We start from the raw sequence: 216 nt of genomic DNA, 5'->3' as shown, positions 1-216 counted from the left end.
ACCAAAAGCACAAACGGTAGATAACGGAACAGTGCCAAAGGCAGAAGACAGTGTTGATAAGACCGGCTTACCAGAAGGTACAAGAGTGACATGGAAAGACACACCAGTTGTGAACACACCAGGAGATCATCCAAGTGTAGCCTTAGTCACCTATCCAGACGGAACAGTCGATGAAGTCCCAGTCCCAATCACGGTGAAAGAACAAAAAGATACGTT

The 216-nt window shown here is 46.3% G+C and carries 1 protein-coding gene; it reads left to right on the top strand.

Translation table 11 applies throughout. The features are described 5' to 3' along the window. A partial coding sequence (locus tag ADI58_RS09535; protein ID WP_049522426.1) for a Rib/alpha-like domain-containing protein occupies positions 1-216 on the top strand: 216 nt, incomplete at both ends.

The sequence above is a fragment of the Streptococcus mitis genome (assembly GCF_001074635.1).
Classification (GTDB): domain Bacteria; phylum Bacillota; class Bacilli; order Lactobacillales; family Streptococcaceae; genus Streptococcus; species Streptococcus mitis_E.
This window is presented reverse-complemented; position numbering and strand designations above follow the sequence as displayed.